Genomic DNA, 16,355 nt, shown 5'->3' with positions numbered 1-16,355 from the left:
GTTGCTTCGCCGCTGAGCATCCCGCTCCTCGGATGGCGCGGGTCGAACGAGGGCGCCTTTCGTGTACGACGACGACGCGGAGCACTGGGTCGGCAAGACGTTCGCAGGAACGTGGTGGATCGAGCGCGTGCTCGGCACCGGCGGCATGGGGAGCGTGCTGCTCGGGCGGGCGGCGGACGGCTCGCAGGTCGCGCTGAAGGTGCTGCACCCGGAGCTCAACGCGATCGCGGAGGTGCGGAAGCGCTTCCTGCGCGAGGGGTTCATCGGCAACTCGCTCGGGGGAGCGGACGCGGTGCCCGGCGTGGTGCGCGTGCTCGGCTCGGGCGAGACGGCGGAGGGGCTTGCGTACCTGACGATGGAGGTGCTCCAGGGCGAGACGCTCTTCGATCGGATGGCGCGCACCGGGACGATGCCTCCCGGCGAGGTGCTCGCGCTCGCGGATCAGGTCCTCGAGACGCTGGCGATCGCGCACGCGCGCGGCGTCGTGCACCGCGATCTGAAGCCCGAGAATATCCACCTCGGGGTCGACGGCCGCGTGCGCATGCTCGATTTCGGCATCGCGCGCGTCGTCGACGGGCTCACGGGCCTGCCCGAGAAGACCGCGACGAAGACCGGCATGATCATGGGCACGGCGACGTACATGGCGCCGGAGCAGGCGACAGGCCTCATCCACGACATCGACGGCCGCACGGATCTCTTCGGGCTCGGGGCGACGATGTTCCGTCTGCTCTCGGGCCGGCAGGTGCACGGCGACGTGACGGAGGCGATGGAGGTCATCGCCGCGGCGACCGAGCAGGCCCCGCCGCTCGCCTCGGTCGCGCCCGGGATCTCGCCCGCGGTCGCGGCCGTGGTCGATCGCTCGCTCGCGTTCATCAAGTTCCATCGCTACCCCAACGCGGACACCATGCGCGCGGACGTCCGCGCGGTGCGCGCGGGCGGGCTCCCCCCGTACGCGCAGGCCGTCCTCGACGGGCGGATCCGCGCCGGCCAGCCGCTGTCGCAGCCGGCGCCGCCGCTCGCGCCGCCGCCGATGACACCGTCCCCCGGCGGCGTGTCGCCGAGCGCTCGCCCACAGCCGACCGTGCTGGAGCACGCCGCCGCGCCGAGCCACTCGATGAGCCGGCCGGAGCGCACGCTCGACGACAGCGCGACGGTGCCGCCCGGCTCCGGCGCGCCGCTCACGCAATGGTCGACGGGCAAGCTGCTCCTGCTCGTCGGCGGTGCCTCGCTCGCCACGGGCGTCATCGTGGCGGTGATCGTCGTTCTGCTGCTGCTGAGCTGCTGACGGGCAGCGCGGGCTCCGGCGCCGCCGGCAGACGCGGTGTGGAGGACAGGGGCTGCCGGCGGGGCCGAGGGGCCCCGCCGCGGTCAGGAGCGATCCTCGAGCGGCGTGTAGGCGATGGCGTTCTCGCCCGTGTAGATCTGCCGCGGGCGGCCGATCTTGCCGCTCGGATCGTCGTTCATCTCCTTCCAGTGGGCGATCCAGCCGGGGAGGCGACCGAGCGCGAACATGACGGTGAACATGTTCGTGGGGAAGCCGAGCGCGCGATAGATGATGCCGCTGTAGAAGTCGACGTTCGGGTAGAGCTTCCGCTCGACGAAGTACGGATCCTTCAGCGCGGTCTCCTCGAGGCGCTGCGCGATGTCGAGCAGCGGATCCTTGATGCCGAGCTTCGCCAGGATCTTGTCGGCGGCCGCCTTGATGAGCACCGCGCGCGGGTCGTAGTTCTTGTAGACGCGGTGGCCGAAGCCCATCAGGCGGAAGCCCGAGGTCTTGTCCTTCGCGAGCTTGACGAACTTCGAGACGTCGCCGCCGTCGGCGCGGATCGCCTCGAGCATCGTCACGACCTCCTGGTTGGCGCCGCCGTGCAGCGGGCCCCACAGCGCGCAGATGCCCGCGGCGATCGAGGCGAAGAGGTTCGTCTTCGCGCTGCCGACGAGGCGCACCGTCGACGTCGAGCAGTTCTGCTCGTGGTCGGCGTGCAGGATGAGCAGCAGGTTGAGGACCTTCACGATGTCCTCGTCGATCTCGTACGGCTCCGCCGGGACCGAGAACATCATGTTCAGGAAGTTCGCGCAGTACGAGAGCGAGTTGTGCGGGTAGACGAACGGCTGGCCGATCGACTTCTTGTACGAGAACGCGGCGATCGTGCGCACCTTCGAGAGCAGCCGCGCGATGGTGATGTCGAGGAGATCGGTGTTCTTCACGTCGATCGCCTCGGGGTAGTAGCTCGACAGCGAGAGCACCATCGCGGACAGGATCGCCATCGGGTGCGCCGTCGACGGGTAGCCGTCGAAGAAGCGCTTCATGTCCTCGTGGATCAGCGAGTGCCGGGTGAGCAGCGTGGAGAACCGCGACAGCTCGCTCTTGTTCGGCAGCTTGCCGTAGATCAAGAGGTACGAGGTCTCCACGAAGGTCGACTTCTCGCCGAGCTGCTCGATCGGGATGCCGCGATAGCGGAGGACGCCCTTCTCCCCATCGAGGAACGTGATGGAGCTCGTGGTCGAGGCCGTGTTGACGAACGCCGGGTCGATGCAGACGTACCCGGTCTTCGCGCGTAGGGACGCGACGTCGATCGCCTTCTCCCCCTCGGTGCCCGTGATCACCGGAAGCTCGATCGTCTGCTCCACACCGTTCTTGTTCAGCGTTAACTTCGCGGTCTCCTGCACGCCTCCTCCTTCCGCCGCAGCGCGGCGTAAGCTATCACGAGCTGAGGGAAGATTGCTTCCCCAAGAAATTGAGGTGATGCGTTTGAGCGAGCCGGTCGTGCGGGGGGAGCTGGCCCACCACCCGGAGGCGCTTCGGCTGGCGGCCGAGGTGCGCCGGGTCCACGGGCGTTACGCAGACGAGGTCGTCGCTCGGTATCGCCTGTGCCCGTTCATGCGCGACGCCGCAACCGGTTTCGGACGCTTTTACGTCCTGCTCGACCGCGAGCCCGTCCTGGAGACGGCGCTGGCGGCCGTGGCGGAGGCGGAGTCCGCCGTGGTGCACCTGATTTTCCCGTGCATCCACACTCCGTCGCCCCAGTTCGAGCGGTTCTCGTCGCGCCTGGGTGAACAGCTGCGGCGGCTGCGCAACCCCGCGCCGGTCCTCGCCGCGTTCCACCCCGAGATGGCCGGGGACGAGACGAACTCGCACCGGCTCGTCGGCCTCCTCCGGCACGCGCCGGATCCGTTCATTCAAACAATTCCAGAAGGGTTGAACCATTCGGGGACTGTCCTGGCCGGGGCGGGCATCGAGCCCGCCGCGGACCCGGCCGAGGACAATTACCGGCGCCTTCAAGGGGCTGGGATCGCCGAGGTCAAGGCCAGGCTCGCCGAGATCATGGCGGATCGCGACGCGAGCTATGCCCCCGCCCTGGCGCGGCTCGGGCTCACCCGCCCCGGCCCGCGCTTCGGCCCCGCTCCGGCGCGCTAGCGCTCGGGCGGCCGGCCCGGCGCGCTCGCCCCGCCGGACCCGACCCTGGCCTCGCGCTCGGCCATCAGCGGCATCAGGTACGGGAAGCCCGCCGCCATGGTGTCGAGGTTGGGATCGATCTGGGCGGCCAGCCAGAAGAGCAGCACGCAGGCGCGCTCGACGTAGAACCAGTCCTCGGGGTACTCGAACGAGCGCATCAGCTCCTGGAGCTCGCCGCGCTCCAGCTCGGGATCGGCCAGCTTCTCCAGCTGCTCGGGGCGGGCGCGCATCAGCGCCGCGGGCGTGCGATCCCGGATCTTGAGCAGCTTCGCGAAATAGGCCTTCACGGTCCGCTCGAGGAGCGCGTCGTTGCCCCCTGGCGCGACGAACCCCATCCGCCGGAAGCCGCGCACCACCGCCGCGTCGTCCTGCGCGAAGATGCCCTTCAGGATATCGAGCAGCCCGTCGATGAGCTCGTCGCGGGCTTCGCAGCTCGCGCCGAAGTCGAGGACGACCAGGCGAAAACCGCCGCCCTCCTCCGCGCTCCGCGGGGCGACGAGGAAGTTCCCCGGGTGCGGATCGGCGTGAAAGAAGCGATCCAGAAAGAGCATCTTGTAGAAGGCCTGCACGAGCTTGAGCGCGACGTCCGAGGGCAGGACCCCCGCGCTCTGCAGCGCGTCGAGGCGGGTGATCTTGATGCCCTCCATGAACGTCATCGTGAGGACGTCGCGCGTCGTGAGCTCGTGGATGACCTCCGGGAACGCGATGCCCGCGTCCCCCTCGAAGTTGTGCGCCATCCGCTCCATGCACGCGGCCTCGTGCAGGTAGTCGGTCTCGCGGCGGAGCAGGTCGACCAGCGACTCGTGCACCCGCTCGATGCGCCCGACCGGCACGAACCGCTTGTAGACGAGGATCGCGAGGCGCAGGACGCGCAGATCGACGGCGATGATCCCGCGGATGCCCGGGTAGAGGAACTTCACCGCGACCTTGCGGCCGTCGCGCAGGCGCGCGACGTGCACCTGCCCCAGCGACGCGGCCGCGAGCGGCGCGCGCTCGATCGACGCGAACAGCTCGGTCGCCGAGCGGCCGAAGCTCGCGCGCAGCGCGGCCTCGAGATCGCTGAAGGGGTGGGGCGGCACCTGGTCCTGGAGCTGCTCGAGCTCCTTGCCGTAGGCCCGCGGCAGGAAGCCGCCCATGATGGACAGCACCTGGCCGAGCTTGATGAAGACGCCCCGCAGCTTGAGCATGGCCCGCAGCAGGCGTCGGGCGTTGTTCTGATCGACGCGGGCGCGGCGCGCGACGAGCCAGCCGGGCAGCTCACGCGCGGCGCCGCCGCTCCCGAGGCGCCTCGCGAACACCCGCCCGAGCCCCAGCTGGATCAGGTAGCTCGTCAGGATGACCGAGAACGCAAACAGCGCGCGGAGGAGTCGGACGGCGAGCGTCATGTGCGGCAGAGCAGCCGCACCATGCTACCGCAGGGGCTGCGCGGGGCCAGCCATGCTCGCTCCCCGGGGACGATCAAGGTCCCGGAGAGGGGGCCGCCGCGGGCCTTCGCCGCGCCCAGGAGCCCTCCGGCGAGCCGGGTAGGGTCAGGAGAGCGCGTCCTTGATCGCCTTGATCGGGCGAGCGCGGACCGACTTGCTGGCCGGCTTGGCCGCGAACGTCATCGGCTGCTTCGTGAACGGGTTGATCCCCTCGCGCGCCTTGGTGGCGGGCTTCTTGACGACGCGGAACTTCGCGAACCCGGGCATCGTGAAGATGCCGTTCTTCTTCAGCTCCTTGTACGCGATGTCGGTCAGCGCCTCGAGGATCGCCTTGACCTGCTTGCGCGAGATCTCGTTCTCGTTCGCCTCGACCACCGCGTTGATCAGCGCGCTCTTGCTGAGCGACGTGCTCTTCTTCCCGTCCGTTTTCTTCGCCGCCATGTTCATTCCTCCTGAGGTTTGTGCCCTCTTGCGCGCCAAAGGAAACACAACGGCCGCCGCAGATCCAGTGTCGAATCGTCGATCGGAGCTACAAAAAAAGGGGTTTCATGCCCCGGGGGGCGCGTCGCGCCGCCGGAAGGACCGCCGGGGGGGCCTGACGCGGGTCGCCAAAACCCCGGGAAAACGGCCGAAATCGGCCCTTCTTGAGGCCTCACGCGCCCGCCTCGAGGGCGGGCCGACGCCGGGCGCTCGGGGTAGGAGATCGCCCGATCCCCTTCCGTTGAAGGCGATCTGGGCCGCGCGCGCCCTCCTCGGGTCGAGCCTCCTCGGCCGACGGCCCTCCCCCCACCCCGCCCCGCGCGCGCGATCGCGCCGCGCCGACCCGCTCGATCCAGCGCCGCGCGCGCGGCGCGCCTCGCCCCCGCGCCCCGCGAGGCGGTCGAGCGGCGCAGCTCCCGCGCCCAGCAGCGGCGGATCGCGGCCTCGCGGCGGCGGATCGCGGCCTCGCGGCGGCGGATCGCGGCCTCGCGGCGGCGGATCGCGGCCTCGCGGCGGCGGGCTCGTCGCGAGCCTCTCGGGACCTTTCGGCGGCTCGTCGCGAACCTAGCGGCGGCTGACCGCCGAGCCCGCGCCCCACTTCCGCTTGGCCGAGAGGCCCAGGATGGTCAGCGACTGCGGCGCTTGCGTGAACTCCATCACGTCACCGAAGCCGACGTTCACCGAGTGGATCGGCCCGTCGAAGAAGAGCTTCGCGTCGTGCGTCTTGCTCCGCACGACGAGCGCGGAGCCCGGCTGGATCAGCGCGTGGCGGAAGCGGTACTCCTCGCCGTGGGGGGTGTAGGGCTCGCGCACGACGAGCTGGAGGCGCGTCGAGGTGAGCGGCAGGACGCGCCCGCCGGCGGAGCGCTGCGCGGCCGTGGAGCCGGCCGCCGGGCCGATCCAGAAGCCGCTCGACTTCTGCTCCTCCTCGACCTTGCCCAGCCGGATCACGTAACGCGACGTGGCCGCCGGGGAGACATGACAGAAGAGCGCGTCGTTCAGGACGCGCGCGGTGGCGAGCTTGTCGTTCACCGTGACCTGCATGCGGGTGAGCACCGTGCGGCGGAGCGAGCCGCGCAGCGCCTTCGCGATCGCGTCGGCCGCGTCGCCGCTCGTCGCGCCGCAGAAGAAGCCGACCGAGTGGCCGGGGGCGCTGTTGATGCCGAGGATCGGCACGTCGCCGACGTTGTGCGAGGCGCTGAGGAGCGTCCCGTCGCCGCCGACCGTGATCACGAGGTCGAGCTCGCCCGCGTCGAACGACTGCGCCGCGCCGGCGAGGATCTCGACGCGGGCGCCGAGGTCGTCGAGCGCCGCCTTGACCTCGCGCACGGTCTGCTCGTGTGCCTCGTGCGACGCCTTGAGGCGCGCGATGGCGGCGTCGCCGGCCTCGATGAGCCGCGTGATGCGCGGGTCCTTCCGCTCGTCGCGGTAGATCCTCCAGGCAGTGCGCTTGACGACGAGCGCGACGCGGGGCGGACGCCGCTGCGCGGGCGCGAGGGGTTGTTCCGCCATCAGAGCTCCGCGAGGCGCCGGAGCGCCACCTCCGTCTTCGCGTCCTCGATCACGCCGCGGCGGGTGAGCTCGATCGCCTCGTCGAGCGGGACCGCCACGATGACGGCGTGCCGCTCGAGCGGGGAGCCGTCCTCGAGGGGCGCCCCCTGGCGCGCGGGATCGACCTCGACGTGGAAATAGAAGTGCCGCTCGCCCACCATGCCGGGCGCCGGGAACATCGACGGGCCGAGCGGCTCCAGCTCGGACGGGGGCACGTCGAACCCCACCTCCTCGAGCAGCTCGCGCGCGGCCGAGCGCTTCAGGCCCTCGGGGCTCCGCTCGTCGAGCTCCACGAGCCCGGCCGGCAGCTCCCAGAGCGCGCCGAGCGTCGGCGCCTCCGGGAACGGGCACACCTCGGGCGCGCGGGTCGCGGCCGGAGGCCGCAGCGCCGAGCGGAGGTAGACATGACGGCGCCCGTCCGCGCCGCGGTAATGCGGGGCGATCACCACCGCGTCGAGGCGATCGCGATCGACGCTGTCGTACGTGAACGGGTCGCTCAGCGAGCCGTCCGGGAACTCGACGCGGAACACTTGGCGCCGCACGTTGAGGAAACCAGGGCCGTCCAGCGAGGGGATCGTCTGGACCAGCCTGAGCGCGAGCTTCGGGAAGGGAGGTAGCCGCATGCGTCGAGGCGCGAAGCATAGCGCCAAATGGCCGCCGATCGCGATTGCGCCCTCGCCGATGGCGAGGCGCGCCGGCCGCGCGCCCCCATGGCGGCGCGGCGCGCGGGCCGCGGCGGCCCGGTGAAGGACCACCGGCGCGCCCATGACGGGGGCGTGGCACGCGGGGCGCCCTGCCCCGCCCTCGCGGGCGCGGCCTCCGGGCTCAGCGGAGCACGAGGACCCAGACGTCGTAGAGCGCGTGGGTCCAGACCGCCGGCGCGAAGCCGCGGAAGACGTAAATCCCCGTGAGCACGAGCCCGCACACCATGCGGAACACGAACGAGGGGAGGTTCCAGGGGTCGCCCATCGAGCCGACGTAGTGCCAGCCGGAGAAGACGGCCGCGGCCACGACCGCCCACCCGACCAGCAGCACCACCCCCTGGGCCCCTCGGCCGAAGAAGAGCTTGATCCCGAGCGCGCCGAGCCCGTAGAGGCCGACGCGGAACGCGATCTCCTCGTAAAAGCCGGCGCCGAGCGACATCACGACCCCGGTGAAGATGTCGTTCGACGAGACGGGCGGGCCGAGCCGGAGCGAGCCGACCACGTACGCGCCGGCGAAGCGCATGAGGATGGCGTAGAGCGCGCCCTCGGTGGCGAGCAGCGCGAAGCGCCGCGTCTTCAGGGCGTGGCCGCGGCCGAGGACGGAGAGGATGATGACGAACGCGGCGCCGACGGCGAACGTGAGGCCCGCGTAGAGCGGGAGGCTGTGCTTGGCGAGCGCGCGGAGCTCGGCGGTGACCGGATCCGCCGCGTTGCGGATGGGGAGGAAGGCGACGCCGAGGTGGTAGAGGACGAAGATCGGCATCGTCAGCGCCAGATCGGTCAGCGCGTCGCTCTTCGCGGTCGGCTTGTCGCCGGGAGGAGCCGCCCCCGGCCGGGCGAGCTCCGGCCCGGCGCCGAGCATCAGGACGGCCTCAGGCGATACACGATGACCAGCACCTCCGCGGACCACAGGACGAGGTTCAGCACGAAGGGGGTGTCCCGGAGGATCTCCTGGGTGGGGCTCTCGGCCTTCGCGCTGCCGGCCACGAGCTGGAGGAACCGGATCACCCCGAAGAGCGGGTGGATCGTCGTCATCCAGAGGTACGGGTTCTCGAAGAAGCGCTGCGTGTCGTGATCGAGCGTGTACGCGAGGTAGGTGCCGATGGTGGCGACGCCGGTCACGGCGAGCGCCGCCGTCAGGGCGCCGGGCGTGTAGGCGTCCAGCGCCGCGCGCTGCTTCGAGGCGTTGGCGCACGCGAGCTCGTGGCGGCGCTTGCCGAAGCCGAGGAAGAGCGCGAGCAGGGCGGTGCAGGCGATCATGAAGCCGGAGAGCGGCGTCTTCGTCGCGAAGCCGCCGGCGAGCACGCGCAACACGAAGAAGACCGCGATGCAGCCGACGTCGAGGTACGCGATCTTCTTGAGCCGGAACGAGTAGGCGACGTTGAGGACGTAGTAGCTGGCGGCGACCACCGCGAAGAGCGGCGGGCCGAGCAGGCTGGCGCCGAGCGCGATGACCGCGAGGCCGACCGCCATCGCCTTGGCGACCGGGATCGGCACGCGCCCCGAGGCGATCGGCCGGAAACGCTTGACCGGGTGGACCCGATCGGCCTCGACGTCGACGATGTCGTTCAGGATGTAGACGGCGCCGGCGAGCAGGCAGAAGATCGCGAAGGCCCCGACCGCGCTCATGATGATCGAGGGGTGGGTCAGGTGCTTGGCGAACACCACCGGGGCGAGGACGAAGAGGTTCTTCACCCACTGGTGGGGGCGCATCGCCCGGACCATCCCGCGCACGCGCCAGAGCAGCGTCCCCTTGGGCGAGTCGGGCAGGATGGGCGGCTGCGCGATCAGGCCGCCCGAGGGGGGGCCGCTCTCCGGCGGACGCGAGCTCGGCACGCCGCTCCGCGGCGGCGACGAGGGAGGCTTGCCGGCGGGGACGGAGCTCATCGCGGCGGGTGAGCCGACCTGCTCGGCCGGCGCAGGGTTGTCCAGCGCGCCGGCGTCCGGGCGAGCATCGGCGCCCGGCGCCTCCTGGGCAGGCAAGGCGGGGGCGCTGTGGCGAAAGAGAGGACCCGAGGCGGTCACGGCGGCCGGAGCATACCCGGGAGCCCTGGTCACGGCCATTCCGCGGCAGGCAAAAGAGCAGGAGCGTGGACGCTCGGGACTGTCGGAACCGAGCGGCGGCGGCAGGCCGAGCGCCCCGGGGCCCAGCCGACGAGCCTGGGAGAACGTGGCGCAGCGCACCCGGGCCCGCGGTCCGGCGGCGCGCGTCGCGAATCCGCGTTCGCACCGGCCGCCCCGGCTTGTGGAACGCAAAATGCGCATCCCCGCAGGCTGGCCGTAACCTCGTGCTACCATCGCCCGTGATGACATCAGCGCTCTCGGTCGCGCGTGAAGCTTCGCCACTTCTTCTGAAGCTTCGCTCTGCCGTGGAGCAGGCCCTCGAAGGGAAGCCAGAGGCGGTCGAGCTGGCGCTCATCGCGCTGCTCGCCCGGGGCCATGTCCTCATCGAGGACGTGCCCGGCGTCGGCAAGACGACGCTGGCGCGAGCGCTGGCGAAGGCCGTAGGGGGCGAGCTCCGTCGCGTTCAGTTCACCAGCGATCTCCTGCCGAGCGACGTCCTCGGGGTGAGCGTCTTCGACCAGCGGATCGGGCAGTTCGTGTTCCGCCAGGGGCCGATCTTCGCGAACGTCCTGCTCGCCGACGAGATCAACCGGGCGAGCCCGCGGACCCAGTCGGCGCTGCTCGAGGCGATGAACGAGGGGCAGGTGTCCATCGAGGGGACGGCGACGCCGCTGCCGGAGCCGTTCTTCGTGCTCGCGACCCAGAACCCGCAGGATTTCGCGGGCACCTTTCCGCTGCCGGAGTCGCAGCTCGACCGGTTCATGGTGCGGATCCGGATCGGGTACCCGCCGCCCCAGGTGGAGATGCGGCTGCTCCTCCAGGGCGGCGAGCCCGATCGCGCGCGGAACGTGCCGCAGATCATCGATCCGGCGCAGCTCGTGGCGCTGCAGCGCGAGGTCGATCGCGTCGAGCTCGACTCGTCGCTCGCGACCTACCTGCAGGCGGTGCTCGCGGCCACGCGCTCGAGCCCGACCCTCTCGCTGGGCGCCTCGCCGCGCGCCGGCATGAACCTGGCGCGCGCGGCCCGGGGGCGCGCCGTCCTCTACGGCCGCTCGTACTGTATCGCGGACGACATCCATGACCTCGCGGTCGCCGTGCTGGCGCACCGGGTCCGGCTCTCGGCCCACGCGGAGGGCTACATGCCGACCCGCGACGAGTGCGAGGCCGCGGTGCGCGACCTCGTGGCGCGGGTGCCGGTCCCGCTCTAGAGGGGGCGATGGGCGCAGAGGACCGGGAGCGGGGATCTCTCAGCGGCAGCTCCCGCGGCGCCGAGCGCGAAGGCGGCGCGGCGCGCAGCGCCATCCGGCCGAGCCGTCCGAGGCGCGAGCGGCCCCCGATCGAGCAGCGGCCGCTCTTGCCGTCGCGCGGGGAGCAGGCGTCGTCATGGACGAAGGTCCTGCTGGCGCTGAGGCCGCCCCGGAAGCTCAAGTTCACCCGGGAGGGGAAGTACTACCTCGGGATCACGCTGGGCGTCGGCTTCGCGGCGATCAACACGGGCAACAACCTCCTCTACCTGCTGCTCGGGATGCTGCTGTCGCTGATCGTCGTCTCCGGCGTGATGAGCGACCTGTCGCTCCGACACCTCACCGTGACCCGGCGGCTCCCGGCCCGCGCCCAGGTGGGCCGGGCGCACCTCGTCGAGATCGAGGTCTACAACCACAAGAAGCGCGTGCCGTCGTACGCGATCGAGGTCGAGGACCTGCGCGCAGGCCAGCCGGCCGACAAGCGCTGCTTCTTCCTGAAGATCAGCCCCTCCAGCGCGCAGGTGGCCGCCTACCGGCGGACGCCGGCGAAGCGCGGCCGCGACCGGCACACCGGGTTCCGCATCGCGACCCGCTTCCCCTTCGGGCTGTTCGAGAAATCGCGCGAGGTCGAGGCCGAGGGGGATCTCATCATCTACCCCGCCGTCGATCCGGTGCGGCTCCCGGTCGAGGACGCGGGGCGGCGCGAGGGCGGCGCGAGCCTCAGCGGGCGCGGGGGCGGCGACGAGACGTTCGGGCTGCGGCCGATGCGCGACGGCGACGATCCGCGCGACATCTACTGGAAGAAGAGCACGATGCGCGACCAGCTGGTGCTGCGCGAGCGCACCCGGGAGACGCGGCCCGACGTGCGGATCGTCGTCGACACGGTGCGCCCCGCCGGCGAAGGCGACGGGTTCGCGCAGACCTTCGAGCGCAGGATCCGCGAGGCGGCCTCGCGCGCGGTCGCCCACATCAAGCGCGGCGACGCGGTGGTCGTCGCGACGACGCTGGGCGACCGGGTGCGCGGCGACCGCAACATCGGCTCCGACGCGATCCTCCGGTTCCTGGCGCTGATCGAGGCGGTGGACGAGGGGCGATTGCCGGAGCTCGGCGAAGGGCGCGCCGCCCGGGCGCCCGCGCGGCAGGTCTCCAGCCCTGGCCCCACGAGCGGCGAGCGCCGCACCAGCACGCCGAGGACCGCTTCATGAGATTCGGGATGGTGCATCGGGTCATGACCGACGCGCTCGCGGCGCTCGGCGTCATCGCCCTCGTCGCCAGCGGGCAGTTCAACCGCTACGTGAGCTGGGCCATCCTCATCGGCCTCGCGCTCGCGCTCGTCGTGCGCGAGTCCTGGCAGCGGCACCCGGCGCTCCGCCACCTCGACACCGGCGTCCTCCTGGTCGTCATCGCCGTCCAGGTGATCCGCATCGTCGCGACCGACGCGAGCGTGCTCGACGTGCTCGTGGAGTTCGCCGCGGCGCTGCAGATCATCCGGCTCGCGACGCGCAAGGGCGCGGCGCACGACCAGCAGGTCATCGTGCTCGCGCTCCTGCACCTCATCGCCGGGACCGTCCTCGGCGGCGGCCTCGGCTACGGGCTGTGCTTCCTCGGCGTGCTCGTCGTCGCGCCCGGCGCCCTCGTGCTCAGCCATCTCAGGCGCGAGGTCGAGGGCAACTACCGGCAGGGGGCGCGCGACCGGACCGGGCTGCCCGTGGACGTGCCGCGCATCCTGCGCTCCAGGCGGGTCGTCGGGCGCTCGTTCCTCGCCGTCACCTGCCTGCTCTCGATCCCGATCTTCGTCTTCACCGCGCTCCTGTTCGTCATCTTCCCGCGCGTCGGCCTCTCGCTGCTCCTCCTGAACCGCGGCCACACGGGGCGGATGATCGGCTTCTCGGGCAAGGTCGACCTGGGCGCGGTCGGCGTGTTGCGCAGCGATCCAAAGCTGGCGATGCGGGTCGAGATCCCCGATCTCCCGGAGCCGCCGCCGCCGCGCCTCACCATGCACCTGCGCGGCACCGCGCTCGACGCGTACGACGGCCGCACCTGGACGCAGAGCGAGACGTTCAAGCGCCCGACGGAGAGCGACGGGGGGCTCGTGCCGATCGAGCGGTACCCGGATCCGTCGGTCGATCCGGTGATGCGCATCGATCTCGAGCCCATCGATCCGCCCGTGATCTTCATCCCGCCGAACGCGACGGGGCTCCGGTTCAAGAGCCGCGGGCAGCTCGGGGTCGACGCGAACACGATGGCCCACCGCGGGCCGGAGGGGGAGTTCCGGTACCAGCCCCTCGACGACCGCGGGCTCGTCTACGACGTCTTCCTGTCGCGAAAGCGGTCGCCGACGTTCCAGCGCCTCCCGGCGGGCGAGCGGCGGCGCTACCTGGAGCTGCCGAAGGATCTGCCGCCGCGCGTCGTCGAGCTCGCGCAGCAATGGACGCAGGGCCTGGAGCGCCCGGCCGACCGAGCGCGGGCGGTCCAGGATCGCCTGCGCTCGGAGTACCGGTACGACCTCGCGTCGCCGTCGGGGGCGGACCCGCAGCCGCTCGATCACTTCCTGTTCGAGTCGAAGCGCGGGCACTGCGAGTTTTACTCGACGGCGATGGCGATCCTGCTGCGCGTGGTGGACGTGCCGACGCGCAACGTGACCGGCTTCGTCGGCGGCACCTACAACCGCTTCGGCCGGTTCTACGCCGTGCGCCAGGGCGACGCCCACTCGTGGGTCGAGGTGTTCCTCGACGGCGAGGGGTGGCAGACGTTCGATCCGACGCCGCCGGCCGACGCGGCGCCGAAGAGCGAGCTGGTCGGGGTCTGGGCGTACCTCCGCGACTTCATCGAGGCGACGAGCCAGCGCTGGGACAGGCACATCGTCGGCTACGACCTGAACCAGCAGGTGAGCCTGCTCCAGACGCTCACGTCGCGCTACCGGAGGTCCGGCTCGAGCGGCGACGTCGCGCTGTCGCGCCCGCGGATCCTCGCCGTCGCCGCCGTCGCGCTCGCGCTGGGCGGCGGCCTGCTCTACTGGCGCTTCCGCCGCGCGCGCCGCGGGCGCGAGGAGTCGCGCGCCGACGGGGGGCGCACCCCGAGCGCGATCCTGGCGACCGCGCTCTACGAGAGCCTGGAGGCCGCCATGCTCGCGCAGGGCGTGCCGCGCCCGCCCAGCATGCCGCCGCTGCGCCACGCCGAGGCGCTGGAGCACGCGGACCACCCGCTGGCGCGCGAGATCCTGCAGCTCACGCAGGTCTACCTGCGCGCCCGCTTCGGCGGGGCGCAGCTCACCGAGGGCGACAGCCGCGACTTCGAGCGACGCGTCAAGGCGCTGCGCTCGGCCGATCGCCGCGCGCTCGCGGCGAGCGACGTCGGGCTCCACGCGTCGCCCTGATCGCGGCCGGGGCGGCGCGCGGCGCGCTCCGCGCAGCGCCGCTCGGCCGCGCGCGCCGCCTGCTCAGCGGCGCCGCACGGGGCGCTTCGCGATGAACGCCTGGCGGATGCCGGTGACGGCGCGGCGGGTCGGGCCGCCGGAGACGAACGGGTCCTGGGCCGCGAGCTCGCCCAGCCGGTCCACGAACGACTGCGCCACGACGCGCTCGCCCAGAAGGCTGACGACGTTCGACTGGCCTCGCATCGTGGACGCGAGGACCGTCGCCGTCGATGTGTCCGGCACCGCGGCGGCCGAGAGCGCCTCCAGCACGCGCTTGATCGGCACGATCGACTGCGCGGTCGCCAGCTTGCGATCCGAGGGGCCGAGCGGCTGCGGGGCGTACTCGAGCCAGATCCCGGCGACGTTCAGGTGGCCGAGGAGCCTCTTCGACCAGCGCGGATCGAGCTCCACGTAGAGGGGCCGGACGTCGGCCAGCGTGGAGAGCGCGAACTCGGTGGGCTCGCCCGCGAGCGCGAAGTCGCGCAGGAGCGGCGCGAGCTTGCGCTCCTCGGCGAGCAGGCTCGCCGCGACGTGGCCGCGATCGAGCAGCGGGATCGGGACCACGAGGACGTCCGGCCGCTCGCCGCGCGTGATCCGCGCCGCCCAGACCCGCCACGCGATCGCCGGCGAGCGCACGAGGATGGCGGAGCTCGGATCGAGGCTGCCGTACGCCTCGTCGGTCCAGACCTCGGCGGCCGCCTGCTCGCTCCGGTCGGCGGCGAAGCCGGCCTCCTCGCTCGTCAGCGCGACCAGCGTCAGCTGGAAGACGACGAGCAGCACCGCGCCGCTCCGCGAGAACGGCACGCGCGTGTCGAGCAGCGCCCGGACCGCCGCGTGCGCCCCGAGCGCCGAGCCGACGGCGATCGCCGCGACCGCGAGCGACCGCAGCGGGGTGAGCGGATCCGCGGAGAGCACGCCGGCCGCGCGCGCGGGCAGGAGGGTGTCGAGCGCGAGCAGCACGAGGAACGGCGCGACGAGCCACCGCGCGCGCGGGCGCAGGAGCGAGAGCGCGAGGCCGGCCGCGGCGATGAGCAGGGAGACGACGCCGATCTCGCGGCTCCACGCGGCGAGCGCCGTGGTGCGCGCGCTCGCGACGTCGAGGGCGGCGAGGCTCCCCGCCGTGAGCGCGCGGCCGATGTCGGCCCACGCGCGCGGCGCGAGCGGCCGGAGCGCGAGCGGCGCGAGGAGGAGCGCGGCCGTGAGCGCGCCCGCGCCGGCGGCGGCGCCGAGCAGGCGCCGGGGCGGGCCCGCGGCCGCCGCCTCCCCGCCGAGGCCCCGGCGGGCGAGGATCATCGCGAGCGACGCCGCCATCGCCGCGAGGCCGGCGGGAGGGCTCTCGGCGAACGTGGCCCCGAGGACCGCGCCGAGCGCGATCCACGCGCGCCCCGCGTGCCGCGCCTGCTCGGCGCAGATCGACGCGAGCGCGAGGGCCACGAGCGCGCAGCAGGTGGCGAGCATGGCGCCGCCGCCGACCGTCGCCTCCCGCTGCCAGGTCGGCGACAGCGCCGCCGTGAGGACGGCGATCGCCGACAGCGCGGCGGCGAGCCGCGGGCTCGCGTCGCCGCCGGGCGCGGCCTGCGCGGGCCGCGCCGCGGCCGGGATCGCGTCGGCGGCGCCGCCGAGGAGCTTGCGGAGGAGCGAGAGCCCGGGGAGGGGCGCCGGCCGCGCGGACTCCAGGAGGAGCCGGCGGACCATCTCGTAGAGCAGGCGCGACGCGAGCGCGAGCGCGAGCGCCGAGCCGAGGGCGGTGCGGAAGGTGCGCGAGCCCAGCGGGAGCAGGCTCAGCGCCTGCGAGACCGCGGTCGAGAGGCCGCCGCCGACCCCGACCGCGACGAGGCCGAGGTCCCGGACGGCCGTGAGATCCTCTCGCCATTGCCCTGACGAGGCGGCGCGGGCCAGCGAGAGCCCGAAGGGCAGCGCGGCCGACAGGAAGGCGAGCAACCGATCGAGCCAGCAGCGTTTCTCTCCGGAGCTCACCGGGCGGCCATGCCAGATCGGCCGCGGGCGGGCCAAGTT

The 16,355-nt window shown here is 72.5% G+C and carries 13 protein-coding genes; 5 read left to right on the top strand and 8 right to left on the bottom strand.

Going from position 1 to position 16,355, the window contains the following annotated elements:
* Window positions 1–61 precede the first annotated feature (61 nt).
* Window positions 62–1,285 (top strand): serine/threonine-protein kinase, encoded by a 1,224-nt coding sequence (locus tag NQZ70_RS48610; protein WP_129580310.1) that lies wholly within the window; start codon window positions 62–64, stop codon window positions 1,283–1,285.
* Between the two features lie 83 nt (window positions 1,286–1,368).
* On the opposite strand, the gene NQZ70_RS48605 is transcribed toward NQZ70_RS48610, so the two are convergent.
* Window positions 1,369–2,646 (bottom strand): citrate synthase, encoded by a 1,278-nt coding sequence (locus NQZ70_RS48605; RefSeq protein ID WP_165374710.1) that lies wholly within the window; start codon window positions 2,644–2,646, stop codon window positions 1,369–1,371.
* A 100-nt stretch (window positions 2,647–2,746) separates the two neighbouring features.
* Here NQZ70_RS48605 and NQZ70_RS48600 point away from each other — a divergent pair, with 100 nt between their 5' ends.
* Window positions 2,747–3,418, top strand: coding sequence for a hypothetical protein (locus tag NQZ70_RS48600; protein ID WP_237244727.1), 672 nt, complete (start codon window positions 2,747–2,749; stop codon window positions 3,416–3,418).
* On the opposite strand, the gene NQZ70_RS48595 is transcribed toward NQZ70_RS48600, so the two are convergent.
* From NQZ70_RS48595 to NQZ70_RS48570, 6 genes are all read right to left on the bottom strand, one after another.
* Window positions 3,415–4,842 carry an AarF/ABC1/UbiB kinase family protein gene (locus tag NQZ70_RS48595; protein WP_129580308.1) on the bottom strand — a complete coding sequence of 476 codons (1,428 nt, stop codon included), beginning with the start codon at window positions 4,840–4,842 and terminating at the stop codon, window positions 3,415–3,417. The genes NQZ70_RS48600 and NQZ70_RS48595 overlap by 4 nt on opposite strands.
* A 144-nt stretch (window positions 4,843–4,986) precedes the next feature.
* Window positions 4,987–5,322 (bottom strand): HU family DNA-binding protein, encoded by a 336-nt coding sequence (locus NQZ70_RS48590; protein ID WP_129580307.1) that lies wholly within the window; start codon window positions 5,320–5,322, stop codon window positions 4,987–4,989.
* A gap of 603 nt (window positions 5,323–5,925) precedes the next feature.
* Complete coding sequence (locus NQZ70_RS48585; RefSeq protein ID WP_129580306.1) at window positions 5,926–6,873, bottom strand: NAD(+)/NADH kinase; 948 nt, start codon at window positions 6,871–6,873, stop codon at window positions 5,926–5,928.
* Entirely contained in the window at window positions 6,873–7,535 is a 663-nt protein-coding gene (locus NQZ70_RS48580) for an NUDIX hydrolase (protein WP_129580305.1), read from the bottom strand. The genes NQZ70_RS48585 and NQZ70_RS48580 overlap by 1 nt, the downstream gene beginning before the upstream one ends.
* Window positions 7,536–7,737: 202 nt before the next feature.
* On the bottom strand, window positions 7,738–8,478 hold the full coding sequence (locus tag NQZ70_RS48575) for a type II CAAX prenyl endopeptidase Rce1 family protein (RefSeq protein WP_129580304.1): 741 nt from the start codon (window positions 8,476–8,478) through the stop codon (window positions 7,738–7,740).
* Window positions 8,478–9,674 carry a decaprenyl-phosphate phosphoribosyltransferase gene (locus tag NQZ70_RS48570; RefSeq protein ID WP_237244726.1) on the bottom strand — a complete coding sequence of 399 codons (1,197 nt, stop codon included), beginning with the start codon at window positions 9,672–9,674 and terminating at the stop codon, window positions 8,478–8,480. The genes NQZ70_RS48575 and NQZ70_RS48570 overlap by 1 nt, the downstream gene beginning before the upstream one ends.
* A gap of 311 nt (window positions 9,675–9,985) precedes the next feature.
* On the opposite strand from NQZ70_RS48570, the gene NQZ70_RS48565 reads away from it, so the two are divergent.
* From NQZ70_RS48565 to NQZ70_RS48555, 3 genes are read left to right on the top strand one after another with little or no spacing between them, the layout of a single operon-like run.
* Window positions 9,986–10,888, top strand: a complete 903-nt coding sequence (locus NQZ70_RS48565; RefSeq protein WP_237244725.1) for a MoxR family ATPase — start codon at window positions 9,986–9,988, stop codon at window positions 10,886–10,888.
* Window positions 10,889–10,896: 8 nt separating this feature from the next.
* On the top strand, window positions 10,897–12,129 hold the full coding sequence (locus tag NQZ70_RS48560; RefSeq protein WP_129580302.1) for a DUF58 domain-containing protein: 1,233 nt from the start codon (window positions 10,897–10,899) through the stop codon (window positions 12,127–12,129).
* On the top strand, window positions 12,126–14,300 hold the full coding sequence (locus tag NQZ70_RS48555) for a DUF3488 and DUF4129 domain-containing transglutaminase family protein (protein ID WP_129580301.1): 2,175 nt from the start codon (window positions 12,126–12,128) through the stop codon (window positions 14,298–14,300). Before NQZ70_RS48560 ends, NQZ70_RS48555 begins: the two co-directional genes overlap by 4 nt.
* A 63-nt stretch (window positions 14,301–14,363) precedes the next feature.
* Here NQZ70_RS48555 and NQZ70_RS48550 read toward each other — a convergent pair whose 3' ends face one another.
* Window positions 14,364–16,316 (bottom strand): hypothetical protein, encoded by a 1,953-nt coding sequence (locus NQZ70_RS48550; RefSeq protein WP_237244724.1) that lies wholly within the window; start codon window positions 16,314–16,316, stop codon window positions 14,364–14,366.
* Between the last annotated feature and the right edge of the window lie 39 nt (window positions 16,317–16,355).

Origin of the sequence: Sorangium sp. So ce836, assembly GCF_028553905.1 — a bacterium.
In the GTDB taxonomy this organism is placed as follows: Bacteria; Myxococcota_A; Polyangia; order Polyangiales; family Polyangiaceae; genus Sorangium; species Sorangium cellulosum_D.
The sequence above is the reverse complement of the archived record's forward strand: the minus strand, read 5'-3'. Positions and strand labels throughout refer to the sequence as shown.